General features: G+C 51.9%; 12 protein-coding genes. 6 read left to right on the top strand and 6 right to left on the bottom strand.

Annotated elements, in window-relative coordinates:
* The first annotated feature begins 5 nt into the window (after nt 1-5).
* The 6 genes from PKY88_01240 to fliD all read left to right on the top strand — a co-directional run bounded on the left by PKY88_01240 (nt 6) and on the right by fliD (nt 14795).
* The gene (locus PKY88_01240) at nt 6-1286 is read left to right on the top strand and encodes a 6-phosphofructokinase (GenBank protein HOQ03824.1); all 1281 of its coding nucleotides are present in this window, start codon (nt 6-8) and stop codon (nt 1284-1286) included.
* On the top strand, nt 1283-2023 hold the full coding sequence (locus PKY88_01235) for an NTP transferase domain-containing protein (GenBank protein ID HOQ03823.1): 741 nt from the start codon (nt 1283-1285) through the stop codon (nt 2021-2023). Before PKY88_01240 ends, PKY88_01235 begins: the two co-directional genes overlap by 4 nt.
* On the top strand, nt 2020-9810 hold the full coding sequence (locus PKY88_01230) for a glycosyltransferase (protein HOQ03822.1): 7791 nt from the start codon (nt 2020-2022) through the stop codon (nt 9808-9810). Before PKY88_01235 ends, PKY88_01230 begins: the two co-directional genes overlap by 4 nt.
* A complete protein-coding gene (locus PKY88_01225) occupies nt 9801-10745 on the top strand; it encodes a hypothetical protein (GenBank protein HOQ03821.1) in 945 nt (314 codons plus the stop codon). The genes PKY88_01230 and PKY88_01225 overlap by 10 nt, the downstream gene beginning before the upstream one ends.
* Nucleotides 10742-12613 (top strand): glycosyltransferase family 2 protein, encoded by a 1872-nt coding sequence (locus PKY88_01220; GenBank protein HOQ03820.1) that lies wholly within the window; start codon nt 10742-10744, stop codon nt 12611-12613. The genes PKY88_01225 and PKY88_01220 overlap by 4 nt, the downstream gene beginning before the upstream one ends.
* A gap of 103 nt (nt 12614-12716) precedes the next feature.
* Entirely contained in the window at nt 12717-14795 is a 2079-nt protein-coding gene (gene fliD / locus PKY88_01215) for a flagellar filament capping protein FliD (protein ID HOQ03819.1), read from the top strand.
* Here the strand turns inward: fliD and PKY88_01210 are convergent.
* The 6 genes from PKY88_01210 to fliO are packed head-to-tail and all read right to left on the bottom strand — an operon-like array spanning nt 14792 to nt 19755.
* A complete protein-coding gene (locus tag PKY88_01210) occupies nt 14792-16336 on the bottom strand; it encodes a hypothetical protein (protein HOQ03818.1) in 1545 nt (514 codons plus the stop codon). The genes fliD and PKY88_01210 overlap by 4 nt on opposite strands.
* Before the next feature lie 60 nt (nt 16337-16396).
* On the bottom strand, nt 16397-17452 hold the full coding sequence (gene flhB, locus PKY88_01205) for a flagellar biosynthesis protein FlhB (GenBank protein HOQ03817.1): 1056 nt from the start codon (nt 17450-17452) through the stop codon (nt 16397-16399).
* A gap of 6 nt (nt 17453-17458) precedes the next feature.
* Entirely contained in the window at nt 17459-18208 is a 750-nt protein-coding gene (locus tag PKY88_01200; GenBank protein ID HOQ03816.1) for a flagellar biosynthetic protein FliR, read from the bottom strand.
* Nucleotides 18209-18211: 3 nt separating this feature from the next.
* Complete coding sequence (locus PKY88_01195; protein ID HOQ03815.1) at nt 18212-18481, bottom strand: flagellar biosynthetic protein FliQ; 270 nt, start codon at nt 18479-18481, stop codon at nt 18212-18214.
* A gap of 12 nt (nt 18482-18493) precedes the next feature.
* Nucleotides 18494-19303 carry a flagellar type III secretion system pore protein FliP gene (fliP, locus tag PKY88_01190; GenBank protein HOQ03814.1) on the bottom strand — a complete coding sequence of 270 codons (810 nt, stop codon included), beginning with the start codon at nt 19301-19303 and terminating at the stop codon, nt 18494-18496.
* Nucleotides 19300-19755 carry a flagellar biosynthetic protein FliO gene (gene fliO, locus PKY88_01185; GenBank protein HOQ03813.1) on the bottom strand — a complete coding sequence of 152 codons (456 nt, stop codon included), beginning with the start codon at nt 19753-19755 and terminating at the stop codon, nt 19300-19302. Before fliO ends, fliP begins: the two co-directional genes overlap by 4 nt.
* Nucleotides 19756-19792: the final 37 nt, after the last annotated feature.

The raw sequence follows: 19792 nt of genomic DNA, 5'->3' as shown, positions 1-19792 counted from the left end.
AAAAAATGTCTGGAAATCTTCTGATTGCGATGTCCGGCGGCACGACCTGTGTGATTAATGCCACCCTGGCCGGAATCATCCGGACGGCTCAGGGTTCCGGAGCGGTGGGGAGGATTTACGTCGGCTGTCCCGGCATTCAGGGGGTGCTGAAGGAATCCATGCTGGATTTGACGGAGATGACCCCGGAGGAGCTGGAGCTTCTGGCGTATACCCCGTCTTCGGGATTTGCCGGTACGGCGAGAATTAAACCCCTCGAAGAGTCGGAACTGAACCAGCTGGGCCGGATTTTCGATGCCTATCAAATTCGATATTTTATCAATATTGGGGGGAATGGAACCATTAAGCAGTCAATTGCTGTTTCCGCTCGTCTTGGGCAGGTTGTTCAGGTTGCTTCGGCTGCCAAGACGGTGGACAATGATTTGGGAGATGCGGAATTTGATGATGTGCTCTATACGCCGGGATTTCCGAGCTGTGCTCATTATTGGCGTCATAAAACATTGATTCTGGATCAGGAAAATCAGGGGGCGTGTGAACATGATACAGTTCTGATTGCGCAGACCTTCGGACGTAAGACCGGTTTTCTGGCCGGCTGTGCCCGTCTGGCGGACCCGGAGCGTCAGATGCCGCTTTTAATTCTGCTGCCGGAGGACCAGCGGCCGCTTCAGGAGGTTTTGGGGGCGATTGAACAGATCGTTATTCGCTGCGGCAGGGCTGTTGTAGTAATGTCGGAGGGCTATGATGTGGGAGATTTGGGAGAGAGATATGATCGAAGCGGCCAGGTAATGTACGGCAGCAGCCGCACCACGGCGGCCCAAAATCTGGTGAATCATCTGGCGGATATGGGGATTCAGGCCCGGTCCTTTATTCCTACGATTGATCAGAGAAGCGACAGTCTTTTTCTATCAGAACTGGACCTGATGCGGGCTTATGAAGTAGGCCGTTTGACCATGCGGGCTCTTTTGGAGGGAGAACGGAGTTTTCTGGGCTCGATGGCTCGTTCGGTTGGCGGAGAGGGCCGGGCAGAGTTTCGATGCGTTTCTTTTTCCCGGATTCAGGATTATTCGCGTCGAATGCCGCCGCAATGGATTGCCGCAGGCGAGTATGATGTAACGGATGCGTATTTGGAATATGTTTTGCCTTTGATTGGACGGACTTTTATCGATTTGCCTCAGCAGGATGGGCAAATGATATTTCTGACCAGACCGAACCGTTTTGCGTCCAAACGGCTTACGAATTCCGGACAAAATGAGACGGTCGGTGCACAGACGGAAAGGGTCGAGGCATGATTTGGATTTTCCCAATGGCCGGACGCGGAAGCCGTACGCAGACGCTGGGGGCTTTTAAGCCCTTTATCGAAATCGGAGGTCGGAAGGTTATTGAATGGCTTCTTGTGTCGATTCGCCGCCATATTCTTCCGGAAGATGAGCTGGTTTTTATTACGACGGAGTCGTTTGCGGCGGAGTATGAAGTCGAGTCGCAGCTGGCCGAGATGCTGGATGCGATTGTGCCGGGCAGACCCTTTCACCTGGTGACTTGTCCGACTACGCCGCCGGGCCCTTCGGCATCTGTGTATGCCGCTCGGAATCATTTTGACAATCCTTTGCCGGCGGCGGTGGTGAACTGCGATCAATTTATTGATTTTGAACGGTTTGAATGGACCTCACAGCGGCAGGGATTTCTGCCTGTATACGCCAATTTCGGCAGCCGTTCGAGTTATGTCGAAATCCGGGACGGCCGGATTGTTCGAGTTGTGGAAAAGCAAAATATTTCCAATTTGGCCAGTGCGGGCGTTTATGCCCTGTCCTGCGGCAGGGCTTTGCGGGAGGCCCTTGAAATGCAGTTTGAAAAAGGACCGAAAACCGGTGAGGAGTACTATGTCGGACCGGCTTTCAATTATCTGATTGAACGCGGCTATGAGCTGATTCCGACGGCGGTCCGGGCCAAATACGATTTGGGGTGTGTGGAAGGGATTGAACGGTTTCAGAAAACGTGGATGTGTGAAACGGGGATAAAGGTTTTATGAAACCTTCTGACGGAAAGATTGCAATCTTTGTCTGCGGGCCGGTTCGTTATACCGTCTATGTGTCGAGGATGATTGACCGGATTTTCCGCGGATATGATTATGATTGTTTTTACCATATCTGGAAAAAGGACCTCGGCAATAAAGTCCGGGCTCAAGAAGTGGAGGATTTGGAAGAGGTCCAGAAAAATCCGCGCACCAAAGTCCTGATTCGGCAGGAACCTTATCGACCGGAGGATTTTGCACAGGCTGTTGGACTTCAGACAGGGTCCAATTCGTCCATCAATGCCACGATGGGGATGTTTTTTTCTGTCAATGTACTCTGTCATTATTTGGAGCAGCTGCCTGATTTTTCCCGTTATCGCTATATTCTGCGCTTGCGGACGGATTGTGCGGTTCTTAATCCGGAATTTCCTCTCCTGCTGGACGGTTCCGAGAAAACACTGACTTTTGCTAAAAGCTATTTTATCCCGGAAGAAGTGATTTGTGATCATATCTGTTTCGGAACGGTACGGGACTTTTTTTCGGTGTGGCGTTTTGAAGCGATGGAAGACATTTATCGAGTTTATCTGGAAGCCAAACGGAATCCGGAAGGTGTGCTGCGCTGCCGGCTCCAAAAACATCCGGAAATTTGCATCCGGGAGACGCCTGTGCGGTTTCGGGATTATCATATTGTTTACTTCCCTACGCGGGATTGTGAACCGGCAACTTTGTCTAAAGCTCTGAATCAGTATGGGATCGAACGGTTTTTTGAAAAAGGTTTTCAACTCATTGATTTCCGCGAAATCGACGAATTCAACGAGAAGTGGAAAAAGTATTGGCAAATGCAGAAAACCCAGTCATCCACGCAGCCGCGGTTTTCATTTGTGATGATTGTGCTCAACGGAATGCCGTTTATTGAGTACAGTCTGAAGTCTATTTATGAGTTTGCTCATGAGATTATCATTGTGGAAGGAGCGGTGGAAAAGTGTCTGTTTGCCGCCAATCCGGACGGTTCGAGCAAAGACGGCACGGTGGAATTTCTGCGAACCTTTCCGGACCCGGCGCATAAGATTCGTCTGATTCAGGGCCGCTGGCCGGAAAAATGCGAAATGCAGAACGAGGCCCTTCGGTACGTGACCGGCGATTATGTCTGGCTGATTGATTCAGATGAGGTCTATAAGCGGGAGGATTTGGAAAAAATACGGACTCTCCTGAAGAGTGACCCCTCCATCACGCAGGTGAATTTTATTCCGGACAATTTCTGGAAAGGCCTGGATTATATTTTCGTCTCGCCTAAGTTTTTTGAACCGGCTCATCATTATCGTCGTCTGTTCAAGTACAAACCGGGAGCAGTGTTTACGAGCCATCGGCCTCCGACTTTACGCTGGCCCGGCTGCAGTCAGACCACCGAACAGATGAAGCTGCTCGACGGGCAGACGACGCGTCGGCTGGGCATCATTCCCTTTCATTACAGTTATGTAACGGAGGAGCAGGTTCGCCAGAAAATAGAATTGTACCGCCGGTACGGCTGGGGGCGGATGTGGAATCTGGACCTGCAGGCGTGGTATGAGGAGTGCTTTTTGAAGTGGACACCGGAAAATCGGGAGGAAATTGAGAAGAAATGGCCTGTTTGGACAGGCGATCGGGATTCGCACACCGAACGGTTTACGGGGATTCATCCAGAGGTCATGAGGGATTTTATGGAAAAGATCAGAACGGCTGATGCGGTTTTCCCGGAGGAAAAGACGCTCCCAATTCTGGGTTCGCCGGCTGTTGCGGCTCGGGTGCTTCAAAACTGGCAGATGATTGAAACAGATGAGCCGATCCGCAATCGGATTGCGATGATACAGAAGTATCTTTCTGAAGGAAAACCGTTTTGGAACCTTCACGTTGCGTTGGCTTATACGGCGGCACGGCTGAAACCAAAGACCTATTTGGAAATCGGGGTGCGGACCGGTGCTTCGATGGTTCAGGTGCTGGGACAAAGTGAACTTGACCTTGCGGTGGGTGTGGACTTGTGGACGGGGTGTTATTCGGGCCTGCCGAATACCCGCGAATATACTCAGAAACAACTTCAGACGTTTCTGCTGAAAACAGGCCTCCGAACTGCGATTCATCTGATTCAGGGCGACAGCCGTCAGGTTCTCAAACAGTTGATTCAGGAAGGGCGACGATTCGACCTGATTACCGTGGACGGCGACCATTCACAAGCGGGAGCATGGGAGGATCTGCTCGACGCGAGAAAGCTGCTGGCGGACCGCGGGGTGATTGTGTTCGATGACTTGATTCATCCGCAGTTCTCTTATTTGCTGGAGGCAGCAAAGCGGTTTGTACGGGAATTCTTGGAATTCAGACTTCTGCTGAATACCAAACAGGACAACGGGACGGCTGTTTTTCTGAAGGGGATTCTTCCGGAAGAGTTTCTCCGTCAAGCCGAGTTGACTCCTGCAAAGAGTTCTTCGCTGAAGGTGGCGGAGGAGTATGTCAAAAACGGAATGGCGGTGGAAAACGGCTCAGCATTTGCAGAAGCCATTGCGCGGGTTTTTCAGGAACGGCGGCCGCGAAAGATTATCGAAACCGGAACCTATCTGGGCCGAGGAACCACCACGATTCTGGCGGAGGCGATGTGCCGCAGCGGCATCGAAGGAACCTTTTTTACGATAGAGGTCAATCCGAACTACTATGCCCAGGCAAAGACCTATCTGGAAAGCAGAGGTTATCCGGTCAAACCGCTGTGCGGTCTGTCGATTCCGCGACGGCTGCTGCCTGCCCGTGACCAGATTCAGACCTATGTTTCCCAGACAGCCGGCGGCGAATCGATTTTTGTGGACCATCCGGAGCCGGTACGGGCCGAACGGTATTATCAGGAGACGGATTTTCCGGACGTACCGGATGACCTGCTGGGACGGTGCCTGGAGGCCTTCGACGGCCGGCCGGATTTTGTACTCCTCGACAGTGCGGGGCATCTGGGCTGGATTGAGTTTCAATATCTTCTGGAGCGGCTCAAAGGCCCCTGTATTCTTGCGCTGGATGATATCTACCATGTCAAGCATTACCGCAGTTTTCAGCAGATGCAGAACGACAAACGGTTCGAGATTCTGACGGCTTCCAAAGAAAAGTTTGGGTTCTGCATCGCCCGCTTTGAGCCCCAGCCCAAGCCCCGGATGACGGCTGAGCCGCTGCCGGAGCCGAAACATATTCTCTGGCTGCGTCCGGATGCCATTGGGGACGCGGTGCTTTCCGCCTCAATGCTGCCGGTAATCCGCAGGCGGTTTCCGAAGGCGCGGCTGACCGTGCTGATTCAGGAATCAACGGCGCCGCTTTATGAGGCCTGTCCGTATGTCGATGAGATTCTCCGCTTCAGAACGGAAGAGACATACAAGCCGTCGGAATTCCTTCAAAAATGGGCTCCTAAGATTTGGAAGCTGCGGGCGGATTGGCTGCTGCATTCGGTCTATTCCCGGCAGTATTTAATGGACGGATTGGTTTATCTGTCCAAAATTCCTGTCCGGATTGGAATGGAAGGAGACTGCACCAATATTTCACCGGAGCAAAAAGCCGAGTCAGACTGCTGGTACACACAGTTGATTCCAAGTCCGGGTGCTTGGAAGCCGGAGCTGGAACGGCACCGGGATTTTCTCAAAGGGCTTGGCTGTGAGGTAGAATCCTTAACCCCGATGATTTGGCTGACAAAGGAGGATGAAGCGTTTGCCCGCCGCTGGTATGAGGAACACAGCGTGGCGCCGGAGCGGGCGGTGATTTTGTTTGCCGGGGCTCGGGTGCATCTTCGTTTTTATGACGAATATGGCAGGGCGCTGGAAAAGACGGCCCTCAGCCGTCGAATGACGGTGATTGCATTGGGGAGCAAAAGCGATTCTGAGATGAACCAGCGGAATCTGGATCCGCTGAACCGAATCGGGGTGCAGACGTTCAATCTATGCGGAGGGCTTACCCTGCGTCAGAGTGCTGCTTTGATAAAATATGCTCGACTGGCTGTGGGTGCGGAAACCGGTTTGGCTCATATTGCGGCAGCACTGGGAGTGCCGCATGTGATAGTTATCGGCGGGGGGCATTTCGGACGGTTTATGCCCTACAGCCCAAAAACCACATTGGCGGCCTTGCCGCTGGATTGCTATCGATGCAACTGGAATTGCCGCTACAGCCAGCAGAAGACCTACTGCGTCCAGGATTTGCAGCCGTTTGTTTTATCGGAAGCCGTCGAAAAAACGCTGGAATCATCCGCCGACAAACCGCGGATTTTCATTCCCGATTCAGCATCTTACCAAAAATCAGTCGGTGGACCGGAGTGGAAACTTTTTGAGGATGCTGTTCCTTTTCAGAATGTAGAGATTTATTCTGTTTCGGATAGGAAGCCCTTGTCGCAGCGGGGAAAGGAGAAAACTCTTGTTTTCAACAATCCGATGGAGTTTTCGATCATAGACAACGCGGATGAGTTTACCTATTCAAAAAAATGGCATTTTCAATTGTTTCAGCAGTCGTCTCAGGAATTATTCGGCAGGCCGGTGGACCCGGATAACTGGGATCTGAAGCGGTATCAGGACCTTTTGGTTTGTGAATTTCTTAAGCGTCATATTCCGAAGGGGTCAAGAATTTTGGATGTAGGCGGAGGACATTCGAGAATCTTAGAGCATTTTTATCGAGATTACGAATGCTGGAATATCGATCCCCTGCAGGGAGATGGGCATGGTCCATTGGAACTGGATACAAAGGGCCATTATAAATTAGTACGAGATTATATGGGCAATTTCAATTCGGAATTGCCGGATAATTATTTCGATTTTGTTTTTTCTATTTCAACCCTGGAACATGTCCCGGAGAATCCGAAGATTCATCAGAATATACGAGACGACATTAATCGAGTCTTAAAACCGGGCGGTTACAGTTTTTATCTTGTTGACACAATTATAAGGCCCAATGGGGTTTGGGTTCACGGGCAGGTTAAAAACTTTTTCTTTACGCAGAAAACCCTCAATCGGTGGGTGGTGCCTCAAGAGCTCATCAACGACCCCGATTTGTACACAATGTCCAAGTCGGCTTATGAGAAATGGTGGATGCCGTCTAACCATATTCCTTATGAGTCATTCGGTCGACCGTTTTCTTATCAGGTTTTGTGGCAGAAGGCGCCGAAGCCGAAACCGCAGGGAGGAACCGGTCAGAGTTCCAAATCAAGCCGGGCGGAGATTGCCCCTCAATCGACTTGGCCGAAAATCACGGTGGTGACGCCGTCCTTTAATCAGGCCAAGTATTTGGAGGCGTGTATTCAGTCGGTCCTGAATCAGGGCTATCCGAATCTGGAATACATCATTATGGATGGGGGCAGTACGGATGGCTCTGTGGAGATTATTAAGAAATACGAGAAATATCTGACATACTGGCAGAGCAAGCCGGATGGAGGTCAGTATGCGGCGGTTGAAGAGGGATTTCGGCGTTCGACCGGGGAAATTCTGGCGTGGCTGAATTCCGACGACATATTTTTGCCCGATGCCTTTTTCAAGGCAGCAGCGATTTTCCAAAATCGTCCGGATGTTTCCTGGCTTACGGCAAAGATATGTACCCTTCGGGAAGACGGGACAATCCTTTGTGCAAATCCGTATGTGAAACTTTGGAATCGCGCTCGCTATTTGCAGAAAGACTACAAATACATTCAGCAGGAAGGGACATTCTGGCGTCGGAGTTTGTGGGAAAAGGCGGGCGCCTGTCTGAAAAAGGAGTCGTATTTGGCCGGTGACCTTGAGCTGTGGATGCGTTTTTTCCGATACGCTGATTTGTTCACCGCAGAGGCTTATCTGGGGGCATTTCGGTATCACAGCGGCCAGAAAACCGCCGATTTTATTGAGCAATACAATCGGGAAGCCGAAGCGATTTTAGAAGCCGAGCAGCAGGAATATGAAAAACAGCCGCCGGAGCTGCGCCCCCCTCTGCGTCCGGCTCCCCCGCCGATTTCGGAATTGGAAATCAGCCGTTATCTAAAAACGCTGCCGAGCGTGAAGCCGAAGAAGACTGTTCAGGTTGTCTCCTCGAATGAGATTCGTGTCAGTGCCATTGTTTCAACCTATAATTCGGAGGCCTATATAGCAGGATGTCTGGAGAATTTAATCGGCCAGACTCTTTATGAAAAAGGGCAGCTTGAAATTCTTGTGATTGACAGCGGGTCTCAGCAGAATGAAGGACAAATTGTTCGGGAATATCAGGAGGAGTATCCCAATATTCGTTATCTGCGTACGCCGCAGCGGGAGACAATTTATGCGGCCTGGAATCGGGCGGTTCGGCTGGCGGCAGGCAGGTACCTGACCAGTGCCAATACGGATGACCGGTATCGGTCGGATGCCCTGGAGATTTTGGCGGATACGCTCGATGCTCATTCGGAGGTCGGCCTTGTTTACGGGGATCAGATTATCAGCCCTATCCCCCAGGAAATGTTTACACTGGAGTGGGGGGAGAAGATTCCGCGTCCGGATTATACGTATGAGCGGCTGCTGTTTGGATGCTGTGTGGGGTCACAGCCGATGTGGCGAAAGTCGCTCCATGAGGAACTGGGGTATTTTGATGAGTCGCTGACGGTCGCCGGCGACTGGGACTTCTGGCTTCGAATTGCCGCCCGTTATCCGTTCAAGAGAGTGCCTGAATTTCTGGGAATCTATTACAACAATCCGAACAGCGCGGAGCATCGCAAGCCGATTCATTCCCTGTATGAACGGTATCTGGTCGGCAGGCGGTACGGCAATCCGTACATTTCCACAATTCCGCGCTGTATCCGAAAGGACAATCCGCTTGTGTCGGTGATTCTGCCGGCTCATAATGCCCGAGAATTTATCGGGGAGGCGATTGAGAGTGTTTTGATTCAGAATTATCCGCATTTTGAACTGCTGGTCATTAATGACGGCTCAGAAGATGATACGGAAGCCGTTGTCAAGCGGTATGAAGACGAGCGAATTCGATATTTTGTTCAGGAACGAGGGGGGCCTTCGGCGGCTCGAAATGAGGGAATCCGTCGGTCAAAGGGAGAGTATTTTGTGATGCTGGACGCGGATGATTATTTGTCGGCGGATCATTTGGGACAGATGCTGGCCGCTTTTGACGAGCATCCGGAGGCCGACCTGATTTACTGCAAGACGATTCTGATCAACGAAGAAGGCAGGACGATTCGGGTTCATCAGCAGCGGGAATTTTCCGACTCGAATCAGCTGATTCGGGAGTTCTTCCATGCCGGTTTTCCGCTTCTTCCGTTCCGTACGATGATTCGCCGGAGAGTATTTGAGCAAATCGGCGAGTATGATCCGTCGCTTTGGGTGGCGGAGGATTTTGATATGTGGCGACGGTTTCTGAAACAGGGATTGGTTTTCCGCTATTGGCCCAAATCGTTTTATGGGCGGCGAATCCGAGGAAATGCCTGGTCCAAGACCGTTACGCCGGAGAAAGCCGCGACGCATTTTTCCGTTCTTCGGAGGTATCTGGATACCTTTGCACCGGAACAGCTGTTTCCGGAGGCCCATTGGGAATCTTATCAGGGTTGGAAAAAGGAGTATCTGTTCCGCTCGCTGGCGGCCGGAGTCTTTGTTTCACTGGCGGAACAGTACAGGAAAAACGGATTATCACCTTTGGTTCAGTCGGCGGCGGAACTGGCGATGGAGCAGATACGAATCTGCAGGTCTCTCTGTTCTGACCAGCCGGTTCCCCTTTCTCTGGAACAAAGATGCCAGACCCTGCTGGTTGACACAGGAGCCGTTGGGGCCCTGCAGGAAAGTGCGGCAGGATGTTCGAAAACGGAGGTTGAATCTTGGAAATGACAAGGAGCGGTTTTCCCAATCGGAATGCAGATGCGGTTCTGGCAACGAGCATATCGCCCCGGAACCTGGACCTTCAGCAGCGGGCGGTTCAATCTTGGCTGAAGGCGGGCTTTTCGGTGATGAGTGTGAATAATCCGGAAGAAATTGAGCTGCTGCGTCCGCTGTTTCCGCAGGTAGGGTTTGTTCCTGCGCGGCGAAACGGAAAGGAGCATTTCGGCAAACCGCTGATTTATATTGATGATTTGCTGACGGCTTTGAAGGAGACGGGGGCATCGATTGTCGGCCTGATTAATTCGGATATTCATTTGAAAATGACACCGGCACATCGGAGGGTTCTGAGGGAAGTAACCCGAAAGGCCGTCCTCTGTGTCCATCGCATAGGCGTGCAGAATTTGGATGAAGAGAAAGGAGATATGTTTCTCGGAGGTGTGGATGCTTTTTTGTTTCATCGCCGCCTTCTGGAGCAGATTCCGCCTTCTGTTTTCTGTCTGGGAGTGCCTTGGTGGGATTATTATTTCCCGATCGTCTGTATTCTGAGTCAGGTGCCGCTGGTTCGTTTTCAGGAACCGATTGCCTATCACCAGAAACATCCTCTGAATTGGGATATGAAACTGTGGTACCGGATGGGCCGTTATTTTTATGAACGGCTTTTGGAATTGTGTGCTGAAAAAACGGGGTATAATCCGTTTCAGAATCTGGCCGGAGTATTCGGCAATGCCTGGAAATGCTATCATATTATTCTGACTCAAAAAAAAGTTCCCTTGGAGGTAGTTCAGAGAAACCTGGCTTATTGTGAGTTTATCTTCGGCATCATCTGCGGTTCCGTTCGAATTTTGGAACCCGTTGTTCCTTCAACGGCAGATGCCGTTTTTTCTGACCGGTTTGAAAACGGCATAAACCATGTTCATCAATTGGAGGTATCAGCAGGCCGATGAGTTATCTGGTTTCAGCGATTGTTTCGGCATACAAGTCGGAAGCGTTTCTTCGCGGGTGTCTGGAAGATCTGACGAATCAGACCCTTTTTCAAAAAGGGCTCCTGGAAATAGTCGTGGTGGACAGCGGCTCGCCGGAGAATGAGTGGGAGATTGTGGAGGAGTTCCAGAAACGCTCAGGTTCCATTCTTTATCTTCGAACCTCGGAGCGGGAAACGGTTTATGCGGCCTGGAACCGGGGCATCCGGGCTTCCTGCGGCAAGTATTTGACGAATGCGAATACCGATGACCGCCATGCCCCGGAGATGCTGGAAGTATTGGCGGACCTGCTCGAGAAAAATCCTGACCAGGCGGCGGTCTATTCTCATTTTTATATTACGGATGTGCCTCATCGGACCTGGCAGACCAAAACGCCTTCCGAATTGGCGGACTGGCATCCCCCGTTTTCCCGTGAAGCATTGCTGAAGGGCAATTTTATGGGGCCTCAGCCGATGTGGCGACGGTCTCTCCACGATGAATACGGTTATTTTGACCCGTCCTTTAAGGTCTCCGGCGATTGGGAATTCTTCCTGCGGGTTTCACAGACGCATTCGTTTCTGCTCAATCGGGTTCCGCTGGGGCTGTATTACCGCAATCCGGGCGGTTTGGAGCGAAGCGCGGGGACCCGACATCAGGAAGACCAATTCATTCGGGAATTGTACACAAAAAACCGGAATCAAATCATTCGCAGGCCGTTTCTGCCGGAATCGAAGTCCGATTCTGCGGCCGGTCCATCTGTTGCGGTGCCGGCTTCCGGTCCTGCCGTCCGGCTGATGGTGAGTGTTTGTATGGCGGCCTATAATACGGCCTCGTTTATCCGGCAGGCGATTGAGTCGGTTCTGGCTCAAACGTATCGAGATTTTGAACTGGTGGTTGTGGATGACGGCAGTACGGATGATACGGCGACGGTGGTGCAGTCTTTTCAAGATCGGAGAATCCGGTTTTTCTCCCAGCCGCATAAAAACTTTGCTTCGGCAATCAACCGGGCGATTCAGGAGGCACGTGGGCAATTTGTACTGGGGGTTGATTCGGATGATTTTATCACCCCGGATTATCTGGAACGAATGATTACATTTGTGATACAGAATCCGGATTATGATTATTATTATCCGGAAAAACTAACGTTGGTGGATGAAACCGAAAAGCCGACGGGAGTGGAATGGAAATACGATTCTATCGAAAATCCTGAGATTCTTCCGGCTCTTCTGTTTGCCCGAGGCAACTCACCGATTCCGAATTCCGGTTCGCTGAAGCGGCGGGCTCTGTTCGAAAAAACCGGATTGTATCGGGAACTGGATAATGTGGAGGATTTTGATTTTTTGTGCCGATGCGGACCTCAGATTCGCTTCCGAAGGGTTGCAGGGGGCTGCGGATATTTTTATCGAAGGATGGATAGAAGCAATAACGCACGTTATGAACAGCGCCATCGCATTACAGCACAGTGTTTGGAGGAAATGATTGAACGATATCGCCCGGAGCAATTATATCCGTTTTTAAAGGGGGATGATTTTGAAAGGAAAAAACAATTCTGGAATTATATCATCTCCATTTTTGAAAAGCATGCCGAGACGTATCGTCAAAGAAAGGGAGAGATTTTTGCTCAGTGTGCGGAAAAATACAGACAGAGGAGGTCTGAAATTTTGGTCCGAGAAGGTTTTAAACAAGTGCAGGTCAATTTGGAACGGAAAAACCTGTTGGGGGCGGCTCAGCTATGTCGGCAATTACTGTCCGATAAATCTCTTTGTTTGGCGGACGACAGCCGGCAAACTCTTCAACAGATTCTCGAGGCAATTGAAGCAAAGTGCCCGGAAAAAGAGTATGCCGTTAAATGAAGAGATTTGGGGTAATTGGGTGATTACAGGAAGATTATTTTCAGCCGATAATAAAAATAGGATTATTGGAAGGTAGACCGATTCTGTTTTGCGAGAGAAGACCATGGCATCTATCCAATTGACCGGTCTTTCGACAGGAATTGACACAGCGGCGATTGTTGAGCAGCTGATGAAGGTGGAAAAACGCCGACTGACCAGTTTGCAGTCCAGCCTGGCAACGCTGAAGGACAAACGAACGGCCGTGACCGACCTGAACAGCAAGCTGACTTCTTTTCGTTCGGCCCTGAGTGCTTTGTCGGATTCGAGCCAATTGAGGACATATCAGGCCAAAACCAGTGATGAGGACCTGCTGAGCGCAACTGCCAGCAGCAGTGCATTTGAGGGCACGCACAATATCAAAATTCGACAGCTGGCTACCGCCAACCGCTGGGTGCATAATGGATTTAATTACAAAACTCAGTATGTCGGGGAAGGCAATCTGATTTTGTCGTATAATAACAAGGAGTTTGTAGTGCAGACCACGGCCACTACGACTCTGGAGGAATTGGTAACTCTGATAAACAATGACCCGGATAATCCGGGAATTACGGCCAGCATTCTGGATTATCAGTCGGCCGGCGGACGGTATCATCTGGTTCTGAGCGGTCGTGAAAGCGGTTCGGATTATCAGATTGCTATCAACACGAGCAATACGGATGTTCATACTTCTTCGGCCCTGAAAACGAGCAACGGGGACAACGCTTCGCTGACGACCCGTCTGTCTCAATTACAGGGCAGTTCCGGTTTTGGGACGGGTTCCACATCGGATCAGATTCGGATTCAGGGTACCCTTCGGGACGGTACGCCGGTGGACTATTCTCTCGATGTGAACCAGTACACGACCGTGGAAGAGCTGATGTCCGAAATTGAAAATGCATTTGGAGATACGGTCAAGCTTCGGCTGGAAGAAGGGACTCTGATACTTACAGACCTTACCAGCGGGGCCAGTGACCTGTCAATTACGCTTGAGCTGGTGCCCGGAGAGGGGTCATCGGCGGCCTGGACGGCTCCAACCTTTACGGAAACAACGGTCGGCGGTTCGATTACGTCCAATCTGACGCTGCTGGCGCCGTCCACTTTTTTGGAAACCCAGGCGGCTCAGGATGCGATGATTAAGGTGGATGGATATCCGCCGGGGGATGATACGGATGAAAATACCTGGATTCGCCGCAGCACCAACACGATTGATGATGTGATTGCCGGGGTCACCCTGAATCTGCACAGTGCGACCGGGAATGACACCGATGGGTATCGGTCCGTAGAAGTGACCCTGAACCGTGATACGACGACGCTGAAGGATAAACTCCAGGCGATGGTTGATGCGTATAATGCGGCGGTTTCCTATTTAAAGGAAAAAACAACCTATAATGAAGAGGAGAAAAAGACCGGTATTCTGTCTTCGGAGTACAGTTTAACCAGCATTACAAGTCTGATCCGTTCTCCGCTTCTCTTTAATGCAGCCGGGTTTACAGACAAGGATACCTTTGTCAAGCCGGCGGATATCGGCCTCAAATTTAAGGCGGACGGCACTCTGACTCTCGACAGCACAATTCTGGAAGAGGCCCTCGTAGATGATTATCAGGGGGTGCTTTCTCTGATTGGAGCCAAGAAGACGGGCTACAGCAATTCCAATACGATTCAATTTTATCAGGCCAGCAGTTATACGCAGGGCGGCCAGTATGATGTCCGGGTTACAGTGGAAGGCGGCGTGATCACATCGGCGCAGATTAAGCTGAACACGGAGGACTGGTCGGCAGCACGGGATATGCGAATCGAAGGCAATACTCTGTACGGAAGTACGGATACCCTCAGCAGCGGATATCCGGCTTATCCTGAATACAGCCTGGTTTTAACGGTCGATACATCGCAGAACGGAAGCTTTGATGCGTCCGTAAGCGTCAAGCAGGGCTTTGCAGGCAATCTGTATGATGTAGTGGACAACATGCTGAAGGTCGGCACCGGACGCGTTTCCATGGTTCAAAAGAGCGTCCAGAGCCGCATTGACAATATGGACAGTCAAATCAGCCGAGAGGAAGAACGGCTGAGTCGTGTTGAGACGCGGCTGAAAAATCAATATGCACGGCTGGAAAGAACGCTGCAGCTGATTCAGCAGCAGATGTCCGGCCTGAACATGCTTGGTTAATCGGCTTGCCGGATGACGGCGGACAGCGGCGGGAGCAGGTATACGCGGTGAATCGAAGGGTATCCTGCAAGAAAAGACTGAACTTGGGCGGGCGTTTTTGTGCTGAAAAAGAGGACGTGAACGGAAGGAGGCCATGTTTCTGAGGCGAGAGGGAGCAATGCCTGGGGGGCGTAAACAAGGCGGCAGGCAAAATCATTTGAAAGCGGTTCCGCCGCTTTCCGCATCCATTCTTCCAGGCGGATTGTCTGAATCCAGAGATGCCGGATTTGGGGGACAGCCGCAGGAACAGTCAAAGAAGCCGGGTCGAGTGAGAAGACTTTCGCCACAGCATTTCGAGGGTCTGCATCCAGCAGAAGGACATTCTCTTGTCTGCGTGCCAAATGCAGGGCAGGGTGAACAACGGTGTTGACCGGCAGGTCTTTGACGGATTCCGACGTCAGCAGAAGAAAGGACCGCCGGAAAGACGGCTGAGTGAAAAACTCCTCCATCCATCTGTAATATTCTTCCCAGGAAGAGCATTGAACAGGAAGGGGACGGATTTCTATCTGTGATGCTGTCCCGGATAGCTCGAAGTCCGCGATTTGTTCAGGGACTTGAGGATTGCGGGATGGTTCTGCAAGAGATTGCGGATTCAGAATTTCAATCTCTTCTGTTCGGCCGGAAACACAGGAGCGGATTTGGATGGTGCGGCTTTGAGCGGATTCACTTTTGCTGTCCGCAGGAGGCAGGGCCAAGGATTCTCTGGAAAGCAGAGCGGCACAGGCGCCGGCGGCTACGGCAGCGGGAATCCAGGCCAGCAGAGCCGTTCCGGCCAACGGGGGCGCCAGGGTTTCCAGCGGAGATTGTCCGGATGGGGCGGAAGCGGACTGAAGCCATTCCGACAGCCAAGCCAGGGGCCAGGCCGTCAGGAGGAGAAAAACACTGACTGTAATTTGAGCAAGAAAGAGTTTTCGAATCTGCTCCATCGAAGCATAGAACCGAACTTCTTTTCGGATTTTTTCGGCCAGCAGCTGTGCCTGTTCGGAGGTGAGGATTTGAAGAGAGCGGTCGGTTTCCAGTCCAGCTCTTTTGAACGGCAAAATCCGGAAAAAGTAGTCTTCAGCAGCCCTGCGCATTCTTCGGCTTGCCAGCCGGACCAGATACAGCAGAAAAAAACCGAGGAGAAAAACCGTCAGCAGAGCCAGCAGGGGCTCCAGGGAGGCGACGGTCCGACCAATCATTCCAACCAGCCGTCCGCAGGTTTCTCGGTGAAAAACGATCGCTTTCAGGCAGCCCGCAACGGTCAAAAAACTCAGCATCGAAGCAGCAGCGGTCAGCGGAGGAAAGCCGTCCAGCTGACTGGTGTTTTGAGCCCTCAGACAAATTAGAACCACAGCGGCTGTCAAAGACAGCTGGAGAATCCATAAAACATCGAGCGCCGGGGAAGACCAGGGCAGCAAAATACCGGTCAGCAGCATCGCGGCCATGCCTGCAAACAGAAGTTCTGTGCGGCTCCAGCCGGCTCTGTCCTGAAAGGGTCCGCTTGATACCGGGGCATTCATTTGGGTTTTCCTCATCCGAAATTGCCCTTAGTATAGCCGGCCGGCGGAAGCGGGCAAGGATTATCTGGTATGACGCAGCCGATAGAGCAGGGCGAGGATTTCAGCAACCGCTGTGTAAAGTTTTTCCGGAATGGGCTGGCCCAGTTTGACAGTGGCGTACAGTTCACGAGCCAGCGGGGGCCGCCGCAGGATGGGAACGCCGTAGGCGCGGGCGACTTCTTTGATTTTTTCGCAAAGATGGTCGGCTCCTTTGGCAACGACAATCGGGGCCGGTGTCTGAGCGGGGTCGTATTTGAGAGCGACGGCCACATGGTCCGGGTTCACCAGGACCACATTGGCCTTCGGTACTTCCTGAAGCATCCGCCGCATAGCGGCTTCCATCTGTTTCTGGCGGATCTTGGTTTTGACTTCGGGAGCTCCTTCTGTATCGCGGTATTCGGCTTTGACTTCCTGCTTGGTCATTTTGAGTTTTTCAATATACTGCCAGCGGTGATAAAGAAGGTCCAGAACGGCCAGAATCAGCAGGCCTGCACAAATTCGGATGACGACCCCGAAAACCAGACGTCCTATCGAGGATAGAATCTGGTCGGGAGGCATCCACTGGAATGTGGTCAGGAATTGAAGCTTGTTGTGCAGGTAAAGCCACACAATGACCGCCAGAAAAAGGATTTTTGCGGTGGACAGCCCCAGCCGCACGAGGGATTCCGGAGAGAACAGCGACATCAGACCCCGCATCGGATTGAGATTTTCCGGTTTCCAGGCGAGGGCCTTGGGGGCGAAGTTATATCCGCTGACCAGAATGCATCCGCCGATTCCCGCCAGCGACAAAGCCAGCAGAAAAGGGGCTGTCATTTTCATGATTTCCAGTATCAGGGAATTCGCATATTTCAGAAAGGATTGAGGATTGTCCAGCCAGAGCGGCTGACAGGAAAGTCCCGAGAGCATTTGCTGTTTGGACCACTGCACAAACCAGGGGGCGCACAGGGCGGTCATCAGGGTCAGCACAATCAGAGAGATGGCAGCGAGCATCTCCTGGCTTTGAGGGATATGGCCCTCCTGACGCGCCTTTTCGATACGTCGCGGGGTTGGGTGTTCTGTTTTGTTGGCTTCAGCCATAGAAGGTTAAAACGGCAGCAGCCGATTGAGCCACTGGGCGAACTGCTGGATATATTCATTCAGATACGGGATGAAGAAACCGATAATCAGCAGTCCTATTCCGATTCGCAGCGGAAAACTGAGAAACAGGACATTGGATTCCGGGGCAATTCGGGCCATAAAGGCCAGAACGACCAGCAGCAGCATAAAGGCTGCCAGAATCGGCGCAGCCAGCTGAAGGGCCAGAAGGAACATGGCGGAGCCGGAGCGCAGAATGCTTTCCATAAGGGCCCCTATATGGGGGGTACTTGTCGGAGGGAATCGTTCGAGACTGCGGGAAAGAACCTCCAGAAGGAGAAAGTGGCTGTTGGTGCTGAACAAAAGGAGAATGAAAAGAATCTCCAGCAGCAGCCCGAGCGGGTGCCCTTCTTCGCCGCTGAAGGGGTCAAAGACCTGGGCGATGCTCAGGCCCATTTCCTGTTCGATGTACTGGCCGGCCATATGAATAACGCTGAAGAGACAGTAGGCCGCAATCCCCATGGCCAGTCCGTAAAAGACTTCTTGTCCGAGCAGCAGCACCATTTCAATCGGGGCGGGGTTATTCAGGAGCGGCGGAGGGGTTAAAACAGTGAAAAAAAGACTCAGCAAAATGGCCGCAGCGATTTTCAGCTGAACAGAAAGCACGTCCCAGCTGAAGATGGGGGCTGCGGCAAAGAAGGCCCCCAGCCGAGTCAGAATCAGGAAAAAACCGTAGAGTCTTCCGCCGAACAGGTCCATACTTTACTGTCCATAGGTCTGGATTTGCGCAAAAATTTCGTAGGTGAATTTAATGAGGATTTGAAGCATCCAATGGCCGAAAAACAGGGTGGTGACGCCTACGCCGATGATTTTGGGAGCCGTGGCCAGCGTCATATCCCGGATGGAGGTAACCGTTTGGAACAGCGAGATGAGAATGCCCAGTCCGGCACAGACGATGAGAATCGGTGCCGAGACGAGCAGGGCGGTTTCCATTGTGTGGCGTCCCAGATAAAGAATGTAATCAGCCGTCATAGGTTCAATCCTTTATTTGAAGCTTAAACTCAATCCCTGAGCCAGAATCCCCCAGCCGTCCACGAGGATAAACAGTATGAGTTTGAAAGGCAGTGAAATCATGACCGGCGGCAGCATCATCATCCCGGCACTGAGCAGAATACTCGAAATTACCAGGTCCAGCAGGAGGAACGGGATGAACATCAGGCATCCGATTTCGAAGGCGGTGCGAAATTCGCTGATGACAAAGGCCGGGGTGATGATGTGCAGGGGCAAATCCGATGCCTGGGCCGGCGGGGTGATTCGAGCCATATTGACAAAGACGGCCAGGTCAGAGGTCCGAGTTTGGCGAAGCATAAAATCCTTCAAAGCGTCACTGGCGATTTCCGTGCTCTGCTGGAGTTCCATTTGGTTATTCAAATAAGGAAGAATCGCTTCCTGATGGATTTTGGAAAAGGTCGGGGCCATCGTAAAAAGGGTCAGAAAGAGGGCCAGACCGAGCAGGGCGGTGTTGGGAGGAATGGTTTGGGTTCCTAAGGCCCGCCGGACAAAACCGAGGACGATGGCAATACGGGTAAAGGATGTCATCATTGCCAAAATGCTGGGCAGCAGAGCCAGCAGGGTAAAGAGAAATACCAGCCGAATGGGTCCGCTCCAGGGAGTCGGGGCCTGCTGCTGCGGGTCGGTCGAGGCCTTGTCGATCATTTTGAGAAGGTCTTCGATGGTGGGCATGGTTGTTTGCCCGGCCGAAGCAGCCGGCTCGGGGGCAGGGCTTTGCGCCGGGCAAGCCGATTGGAGCCAACCCGCCAGAACAAGAACAGCCGGAAGGCAGCTCTTTCTCATAAAGACGGCTCCTTTTGAGGGGAGGTCGGCAGAGAGGTTTCCGTCAGCTCGGCAAGAAAGCGGATACTTTCCGGCGTACTGCTGAGCAGCAGTTTTTTGCGCCCCACTTCCACAAGATGAAGCATCTTGCGCGGTCCAAGCGGAACTGTTTCAACTACAGTGATCCATCTGCCTTTGCTGACCAGAAGTCCTTTGCTGTATTTGCGGACGAACCACCACAATCCGCCTCCAAAAAGGGCAACAATAAGAATCATAATCAAGAGCTGCCGGACGAGATTTTGATGCAGATTGTCCAGATTTTGGGATTGGGAAGAGGGTTTTTGCTCCAGCCAGACCGGCTGAGCGGTTTGGGGCGGATCGGCTTCAGCAGGTTGGGAGGCGGACAAAACCCATTGTCCCACCAGGCAAAAAACCAGAATCAATCCGAGCCATATCAGTCTTTTTTTCAGCATTAAGCCGTCTCCTGCAGGACAGAAATTATGTCTGTGG

This window comes from Anaerohalosphaeraceae bacterium, from assembly GCA_035378985.1.
Taxonomy (GTDB): domain Bacteria; phylum Planctomycetota; class Phycisphaerae; order Sedimentisphaerales; family Anaerohalosphaeraceae; genus JAHDQI01.
The sequence above is the reverse complement of the archived record's forward strand: the minus strand, read 5'-3'. Positions and strand labels throughout refer to the sequence as shown.

What these genes read in the sequence shown, in the direction of transcription:
- flhB (HOQ03817.1), bottom strand. Translation starts at nt 17,452, where the DNA reads ATGGCTGAAGCCAACAAAACAGAACACCCAACCCCGCGACGTATCGAA.
- fliP (HOQ03814.1), bottom strand. Translation starts at nt 19,303, where the DNA reads ATGAGAAAGAGCTGCCTTCCGGCTGTTCTTGTTCTGGCGGGTTGGCTC.
- PKY88_01220 (HOQ03820.1), top strand. Translation starts at nt 10,742, where the DNA reads ATGAGTTATCTGGTTTCAGCGATTGTTTCGGCATACAAGTCGGAAGCG.
- PKY88_01235 (HOQ03823.1), top strand. Translation starts at nt 1,283, where the DNA reads ATGATTTGGATTTTCCCAATGGCCGGACGCGGAAGCCGTACGCAGACG.
- PKY88_01210 (HOQ03818.1), bottom strand. Translation starts at nt 16,336, where the DNA reads ATGAATGCCCCGGTATCAAGCGGACCCTTTCAGGACAGAGCCGGCTGG.
- PKY88_01195 (HOQ03815.1), bottom strand. Translation starts at nt 18,481, where the DNA reads ATGACGGCTGATTACATTCTTTATCTGGGACGCCACACAATGGAAACC.
- fliD (HOQ03819.1), top strand. Translation starts at nt 12,717, where the DNA reads ATGGCATCTATCCAATTGACCGGTCTTTCGACAGGAATTGACACAGCG.
- fliO (HOQ03813.1), bottom strand. Translation starts at nt 19,755, where the DNA reads ATGCTGAAAAAAAGACTGATATGGCTCGGATTGATTCTGGTTTTTTGC.
- PKY88_01240 (HOQ03824.1), top strand. Translation starts at nt 6, where the DNA reads ATGTCTGGAAATCTTCTGATTGCGATGTCCGGCGGCACGACCTGTGTG.
- PKY88_01200 (HOQ03816.1), bottom strand. Translation starts at nt 18,208, where the DNA reads ATGGACCTGTTCGGCGGAAGACTCTACGGTTTTTTCCTGATTCTGACT.
- PKY88_01230 (HOQ03822.1), top strand. Translation starts at nt 2,020, where the DNA reads ATGAAACCTTCTGACGGAAAGATTGCAATCTTTGTCTGCGGGCCGGTT.